General features: G+C 55.2%; 7 protein-coding genes and 1 pseudogene. All 8 read right to left on the reverse strand.

From position 1 onward, the window contains the following. Nucleotides 1-9 precede the first annotated feature (9 nt). Complete coding sequence (locus tag FHC52_RS20595) at nt 10-1,917, reverse strand: type IV secretory system conjugative DNA transfer family protein (protein ID WP_001776117.1); 1,908 nt, start codon at nt 1,915-1,917, stop codon at nt 10-12. A 708-nt stretch (nt 1,918-2,625) separates the two neighbouring features. Then, nucleotides 2,626-3,018: an H-NS family nucleoid-associated regulatory protein gene (locus FHC52_RS20600; protein ID WP_001776116.1), complete on the reverse strand. Its 393-nt coding sequence runs from the start codon at nt 3,016-3,018 to the stop codon at nt 2,626-2,628. Further along, nucleotides 3,015-5,216, reverse strand: coding sequence for a type IA DNA topoisomerase (locus FHC52_RS20605; protein ID WP_061676258.1), 2,202 nt, complete (start codon nt 5,214-5,216; stop codon nt 3,015-3,017). The genes FHC52_RS20600 and FHC52_RS20605 overlap by 4 nt, the downstream gene beginning before the upstream one ends. Then, nucleotides 5,213-5,521 carry a hypothetical protein gene (locus tag FHC52_RS20610; protein ID WP_000212005.1) on the reverse strand — a complete coding sequence of 103 codons (309 nt, stop codon included), beginning with the start codon at nt 5,519-5,521 and terminating at the stop codon, nt 5,213-5,215. Before FHC52_RS20610 ends, FHC52_RS20605 begins: the two co-directional genes overlap by 4 nt. After that, nucleotides 5,497-5,832, reverse strand: a complete 336-nt coding sequence (locus tag FHC52_RS20615; protein ID WP_001776113.1) for a hypothetical protein — start codon at nt 5,830-5,832, stop codon at nt 5,497-5,499. Before FHC52_RS20615 ends, FHC52_RS20610 begins: the two co-directional genes overlap by 25 nt. Before the next feature lie 26 nt (nt 5,833-5,858). Continuing rightward, nucleotides 5,859-6,176, reverse strand: coding sequence for a TrbM/KikA/MpfK family conjugal transfer protein (locus FHC52_RS20620; protein ID WP_000683352.1), 318 nt, complete (start codon nt 6,174-6,176; stop codon nt 5,859-5,861). A 90-nt stretch (nt 6,177-6,266) separates the two neighbouring features. Beyond that, complete coding sequence (locus FHC52_RS20625) at nt 6,267-6,668, reverse strand: cag pathogenicity island Cag12 family protein (RefSeq protein WP_001776111.1); 402 nt, start codon at nt 6,666-6,668, stop codon at nt 6,267-6,269. Further along, nucleotides 6,655-7,281, reverse strand: a pseudogene (locus FHC52_RS20630) (CpaF/VirB11 family protein); the annotation flags it as partial. The pseudogene FHC52_RS20630 and the gene FHC52_RS20625, both read right to left, overlap by 14 nt. Between the last annotated feature and the right edge of the window lie 114 nt (nt 7,282-7,395).

The raw sequence follows: 7,395 nt of genomic DNA on the forward strand, positions 1-7,395 counted from the left end.
CTCCTTATTTTATAAATCCAGCAACGAATGTATTTCGTCATTTGGAGCGGGCTGTGATGCCATCAGCCACTCCTCGTCAGGTTGCACCGGCGGAGTGGGTATTGGCGTTGCTGAGGGTTTTTTGGTGGTTGTTGCGCTGACCGGAATAATGTCAGGTGCCGGAACTGCCGGAACCGTTTTATCAAAATCCAGATCCAGCACCGGTTTAACTTCTGCCACCGTAGCGACTGCGACCGGCGGCAGGGTAAACAGCTCCAGTGGGGCTTTTTTAACCTTGAGCGGTGAGATTAACGACGGGAACGCGAGCGCGTTCTGGCTGAAGATATAGCTGACGAACTTCGGCAGGTTCTGGAGCATATTGCTGTCGATGTAATAGCTTTCCGCCTGCCGAAGCATGCGCTCGTTATCGACTTTTTCTGTCAGCACCGCCGTGGTGGTGACTTTTCGGCTTTCATCATCGACTAAAATCGTGCCAGACATGCGCGCAATCCATTCGGCGGTGTCTGGATCCTGAAGTTTATATACCAGCTTAAACTTGCAGTTTTCCACGACCGCCCCAACCACGGCGTCGCCGTTTAAATCCGCCGGACAGTCGCGCAGGTCGGCAATTGACTGGTGCGCCATTAATATATGGACGCCTTTATCGCGTGCCGCGCCTAACCCTTCGAGCGCCGGTTTGGAAAGGTGATATTTCACCTCGTCCTTAAAGATGGCGATGGGGCGGATATTCCCCGCGACGCGGTCGCGCAATTCCGCGAGCTGGAACAGGCGAACTAAAATCATGCGCTGCGCGGTAATGATTTTAGAGTTACGCATCGAACCGATGATGTAGCAGCAGCCGCCCTTGTCGAAAATCTCCTTCAGCGCAAAACCGCCTGGCGCGTTAATGCTGTTGAGCATTGCCAGCTCCTCGGTTTTACCGTGAAAGGCTTTAATCGTCTCGCCAATGCCCTGAACATAATCGCCGTTATAAATATCCCGCACGGTTGCGCCCGGATTATCCTTCACGAACTGCGCCGCCGTTCTCGCCGCCTTGCGGTCGTCGATACGGTAAAAATCCGCCGCCTCGCCTTTTTCCGCCAGACTGAAACCGGCCACGAATAATTCCTCCAGATGGTCGGCGGTGATACCGTCGATAAGGTTCATCTGGTATTCCTGTTTATTCAGGTCGATAAGCACAAAGGGTTTTCCGGCGTCCGCGCACGCTTTTTTATACAGGTGCGGTGCCCACTCGTCGTTTTTGGGGTCGAGAACAAAAACGCCCTCGTCGGCGAGGATGCTCTGATAAAGCAGAATACCGGTTACGACGCCTTTACCGGCACCAGTGGTGCCGATAATGTCGGCGTGCTGGGTCTGCCATTCTTTTAACGGAATATATTGCGGCTCACCCTCGCGGCTCAGCCCGATAAAAATCCCCTTAGTCAGATCGATGTAATCCATCGGATCGTATTCGGTGGTGACGGGTAAAATTTCTTTTACCCGGCGAACGTCGGTTCTGCGGTCGCGCTCCATGCTGGTTTTTTTCACCATGCCGCGTTTGACCTTATCAAATTCAGGCGAGATCAAACGCCGTAAAACCACGTGCAGAATAAAACCGGCGACGGTAAACAGTAGCGCCATTGTCCAGGTAAGCAGCGGCGGACTGGCGATATCTTCCCGGCCATAAATGCGCTGTAAAAACCAAACGGCCACTGGCGCTATCGAGCCGAAAACAAAACAGATCATGGAAAGCAGAATTAAGATCCTTTGCAGAAACGTCGGCTTTTCCTGACCGCCGTGTTTCGCAGAAAATATAAAAGGCAGCATGACGCCGGACAGCAGTGCTAACGCCAGCTGATGCGCCTGCAAAAAGGCGATAAAGGCCAGGACGGCATTTGCTATCGGCGACAGCAAATGATTCAGTTTGTCGAATATCACGATATTCTCCTTCACTTAAATTCGGTCAGCACCATCGGTCAGTCAGAACGGTCACAGGTTGTGATCGTTCTGACTGACCGATTCCATGCTGCAAAAGAAGTGGCCGCCAAGCGGCCATGATCGCAGGAGGTACACTCCCGCGATCTAACGGCGTGCGGCATTACGTGCGGGCTGGACGCCCTTACTGCATGTCGCATGGGGGTAATGTCCTGGCTGAACGCCCGGCCAAAACCCCCAAGGTCAAAAGAGGCCACACCGTCGCGCGCTACGCGCGACCACCCCCTAAAAGACGCCTGTTTTAGCCCTTTTCTTCGCCTTGTTCGTTCCTCACAAGACGAATTAAAGGGAAACTAGGCTTTTTAGGGGGTGGTCGCGCCACGCTACCGGCTTTTGGCCGGAGACTTAGGCACGACGGTGTGGGGGGCAAGCCCCCCAAATAAACCGACGCGTGGGCGCGTCTTTTTGCTCGCTGGGGCGGCAAAATTTATTCGGCCCCCCCCGGCTTTTTTCGGCTCACTTGGGGTGAGCGCTCAAAAAGTGGAATCGGCGACGCAAATTAGCAATTTCTTCGAAATTGAATTTACTCGCCTCCTGCCACTTCGCAGACTCAGGCGGCCTGTCGATTAGCAATTTTTTCAAAATTGAATCGCCATGCTCGCCAGTCTTCGAAGCCTGAAAAGCCAGGTCAAAACCGACCCGGTGCCGTTGTTAGTCGGTGGTAATAAGGAAGGATTCAAGAGGTTTTCCGGCGTCAAGTTCTTGCTGAATTACAACCGGCACGCGTCCGACGCCTGACCATGTTTTATGCACGCCGTTTTCAAAATACTGATATTTAGCTTTGCGTTTTGCCGACTTTTTGGCGGGACTTGTACTAACCAGCTCTGTCGGTGAAAAGCCCTCCGATTCAATCAGCGCCAGCAATTCATTGCGCTTTTCTTCCCGCTGTCGGCGTAGCTTTTCCTGCTCGATATGCTCTGCGCGTTTTTCATCAAGTGCTGCTGAAATACGTGCACTCAGCATCTCCAGAAAGGCAAAATCACTTTCACGTAAAAACTTTTTCAGCGCGCGCTCTGAGGTTAATTCGTCCTGGATACGGTTCATAATTTCAGCTCCTTCGGCATAGATACGTTCAATCCTTTCAGCGGATCGCGTGGTGGATATTCAAAACCGAGTTCCCCGGTTTGCGCGTTTTTCAGCGTGACGATCATCGAATAGGTGTCGTCGTTTTTCTTCGATTTAAAACCTTTAATAACGTCGGTTTTGCCCTTGCCGATTAACTTCTCGGCCTGTTTTTCCGTTAGCTTTTTGCCGCGCACTTCCAGCCATATTTTGAACTGACAGCCCGTACAGGCGCAGGTTTTCGGCGTCATAACCAGCTCAGAACCGCACGACGGACATTTAACCGCGAGGCGGTTAAGCGCCGTTTTAACGGGCTGTTTTTCCGTCGCGCTGATGGCAATATCGGCGCTCTCAACCAGGCGGGAAACTTCCGCGTAAAGACCATCAATAAAGCGCTCGATGGTCATTTCGCCGGTTTCAACCGCCGCCTGTTTTTCAGCCCATACGGCGGTCATATCCGGCTGCGTCACCGAGTCGGGCAGAGCATCAATTAACGCCAGCCCGGCGGCAGTTGGGATAAATTTGCCCTTTTCCACGGTGATGTAATCGCGGGTTTTCAGCGTCTCAATAATGGCCGCGCGGGTCGCCGGTGTGCCGATGCCGCCGTGTTCATCTTTTTTGTCTTTATCCTTCTCCTTGAGCAATTTTTTAATGCGCGGATCGGCGACAAAATCGGCCACGCGAACGAGGGCAGCGAGCAGGGTCGCCTCGGTAAACAGCGGCAGCGGTTTAGTTTTTTTCTCCGAAATCACCACCTCGCGGCAGGTTAATGTCGCCCCGGTTTGCAGGCGGCTGATGGCCTCAAACGCGGTGCTGTTTTCGTCCTCCTCGTCGTCTTCTTCCGCGTCGTTCAGGAACGTCGTAAAACCCGCATCCGTGGTTTTACGCGCCGAGACTTTAAACATCTCGTCACCGCATTTAATCTCCGCGATCGACTCGTCATAGCGCTTTTTCGCCACGAACTGCGCGAGATAAAACTGCGCGATGGCGAGATAAACCGCCTTTTCCTTGTCGGTAAGGCGGCTTAAATCCGGCATGTTCGTCGTCGGGATAATGGCGGTGTGGGCGGTGACTTTTTTACTGTCAAACGCCGCACTTTTTTGCGCCGTGTCGGTGGTAAGGCCGTTAAAAACGTCGAGCGTTTTTAAGGCCGCCACCACCTGTGGCGCGTCGTTGAATTGTTCATCGGACAGATAAGAACAGTCAGAGCGGTTGTAGGTAATGTATTTACTGTCCTTGAGCTTCTGCGTGATATCGAGCGTCTGCTGCGCGGTCAGTTTGTGCCTGCGGTTCATATACACCTGGAGGCGCAGCAGGTTAAACGGCAGCGGTGCGGCAGTGGTTTTTCCCCGGTCGGTGGCGGCCGCGAGCACGCTGGCCGGTTTTCCGGCCAGAGCCCTCGCGAGTCCTTCCCCCCAGGCCTTATCCGTCAGCCGCTTTTTATCGTCCACCGGCGCGTATTCGGACGTCTGCCAGCGGGCGCAGACAACGTCCGTACCGCTGATAAACTGCCCTGCGAGCTGGTAGTAAAACGCCTCGCTGTGCGCCTGATTGTAGCGCCACCGGCGCACAATCATTCCCAGCACCGGCGTCTGGACGCGGCCAACCGAAATCGTGCCCTTATAGCCCTTATCGCGGGCTTTGAGGGTGTAACAGCGGCTCATACTGAAGCCAAAAATCGCGTCTCCTGCGCTGCGCATCAGGGCTTTCAGGTACATCCCACGAAAATCGCTGTTATCGCGCAGGGAGTTGATGGCTTTTTTCACCGCTGGCGCGGTGTTGTCGTTAATAAGCGCCCGTTTCACCGGCGCGGTGTTTCCGGCGAACTCCAGCACCTCGTCAACCAGGAGCTGCCCCTCGTCGTCCGGGTCGCCGCAGTGGACAACCATTTTGATATCCGGGCGACGAATCAGCTTCACCAGGGTATTAGCCTGCTTTGCCACGCTCGCTTTTGGCTGAAGCTGTACCGGGTACAGCTTCAGCGGCAGGGTGTCGAGCGACCAGGTGGCGTAGGCCGGGTTGATCGTCTCCGGGGGCACCATTTCCAGCACGTGGCCGACGCAGTAGCTCACGATATCGGTCGCCGATTCGGCATAGCCGTCGTGCCGGGTGAAGTTGCCGCCCAGCGCTTTCGCGATATCGCTCGCGACTGCGGGTTTTTCTGCAATCCACAGTCTCATTCTTGATCTCTCCTGATTTCATCCATCGTTTCGAAGTACATCATTCGACTTTCCTGAAAGTCGTTATCAGACAGACTAAAGCCATGATCCGCCGCTACTGTCATGAACGTCTCAGCATCACGGACGCTGAGACTGGTCAGAACATCGTGCAATTCGCACAGGGCGCGATATTGGTAGATTTCGTAATGCAGGCCGCAGCCGCGATGCGCTTCTTTCTCGATGCGAGAAATCAGGCTCGCGGCACTAACGGAATCACCACGCACATGCGGCCACGGCGGGGCTATAAATCCGGTTTTTGTTGCCATTGGAGTGCATCCTTATCGTCGAGTTTTTCCCATTCCGCCGCCTCGTCGTCGCTCAGCGGAACGGTGTAAAAGAAGACCGGCATACTGAGCACGGAGCGGAAGAACGACTGACGTTCTGCTGGTAATGCCTGGAAGGTCGGCGAGTGCTGCGCGGCGAGCTGGACGAGTTCGGACGTGTTGGCCTGAAAATGATCCTGTTTCTGGCTGATTTCCGACAAAACGAGCAGCACCGTCTGCAAATCACCTGCAGGAAGCTCCTCATCTTTCAGCAGCCCGGAAAAGTTATTAATAGAAACGGTTTGATTAATCACGTGGTGTCTCCTTTACGGCTGCCGTTTTACCAACCGTTCATACGGCCAAATTTCGAGATGATCTTGCCGACAATGGCGCTGTCAGCGGACGGGCAGGCGCTCAGTTTTTTCTGCCGCGCTGCGGCGGTGTGATCGGGTAAAAACGACCCCTTTTTTTTCTTTTTGATGCTCATGAAATTTTTGTACATCGGGTCACACTCGGCGGGACTGCTGCCGTCGAGCTTTCCGGCCAGGCACAGCACCATCGCGCACGGGTCATTCGGGTCGGCATTCTGGCCATCGGCGGCGAACGCCGGAGAAGTAAGGGCGCACAGCAGCGCCGCCGTGATTACGGTGTGTTTCATGATGATTTCCTCTGAAGGGAAGCAGGGCGCTAACGCCCGTTGGTTGTTCAACGCCGGTGACGGTCTGAAGGACTCAGACCGTCGCCGCCGTTATCGGTAGAAGACGATTTCTGAGGTGTCGCAGGTCAGGCAGCCGGAGCGGGGGCGAAACTCCACCACACCCTTGTAGCCGCCCTCGCGGAGCCAGGTTTTGGCCGCAAAGAAGCGCTGGCCGTCCGGGGCATTTACTACCGCGCGCGAGGCGTGCGCAACCGCGTACCACTGTGCGGCCGGGTAAATCCCGCCGGGTTCAAAACGCGCAAGCACCTGCGACCAGTGCCCTTCCGTCACCGGCGAGGCCACGATAAGACGGTTGGGTTCCCATACCGGCCGGGTGGTCGTTACCGGCTGCGCCGGTTGTGACCAGTCAACGGCCGCAGGCTCCGGCGGCGAAGAACAGCCCGCCAGGAGGACGACGATCGCCGTCAGGCCGGTCAGTTTAGGCAGCATCATTGAAACTCTCCTTCATAGCCTGCATGTGCAGGGGTTTAAAATAGACGTCGCTCATGCGGCGCACGTTGCCGTGAACGTCCACGCTCACAATGACGTCGACGCAGTGCAGTACCTTGCGCAGCAGCACGTCAACCGGCATGCCCCGGCACGCCGGATGCTCGTAGCAGCGGTCTATCAGCCCGGAGATACACTCGCGCGGGCTGCCCGCGTGCAGGGAGGACATAAACCCCTCGTGCCCGGACTCAATCAGCTTGAGTGCGTCCCACGCCTCGCGGCCACGCACCTCGGCGAGCAGGGGGCGGTCGGGGTTCATACGGTAAATCGCGCGCACCAGGCGATCAGAGGTGACTATTGCGCCCTCTCCGGCGTCCGCCGGGTAGAACAGATGAACGTAGTTTTTCTGGCTGTAAAACTTCAGCTCCGGGTTGTCCTCGATGGTGATAAGGCGCAGCGTCTCGGGAATGTAGTGCAGCAGCATCTTCATGTAGGTGGTTTTCCCAGAGCCTGTTTCCCCCACCACAAAGAGCGTTTTGCCGTACTCCACGCACTTTTCCATAAAAAGCGGGATATTCCCGGACAGGTATATGCGGCTCAGCTCCCCGTCTTTTGATTCGGCACTGTTGCAAAGTTAGCGATGAGGCAGCCTTTTGTCTTATTCAAAGGCCTTACATTTCAAAAACTCTGCTTACCAGGCGCATTTCGCCCAGGGGATCACCATAATAAAATG

It is taken from the genome of Enterobacter sp. EC_64, from assembly GCF_019584165.1.
Lineage (GTDB): Bacteria > Pseudomonadota > Gammaproteobacteria > Enterobacterales > Enterobacteriaceae > Enterobacter > Enterobacter roggenkampii.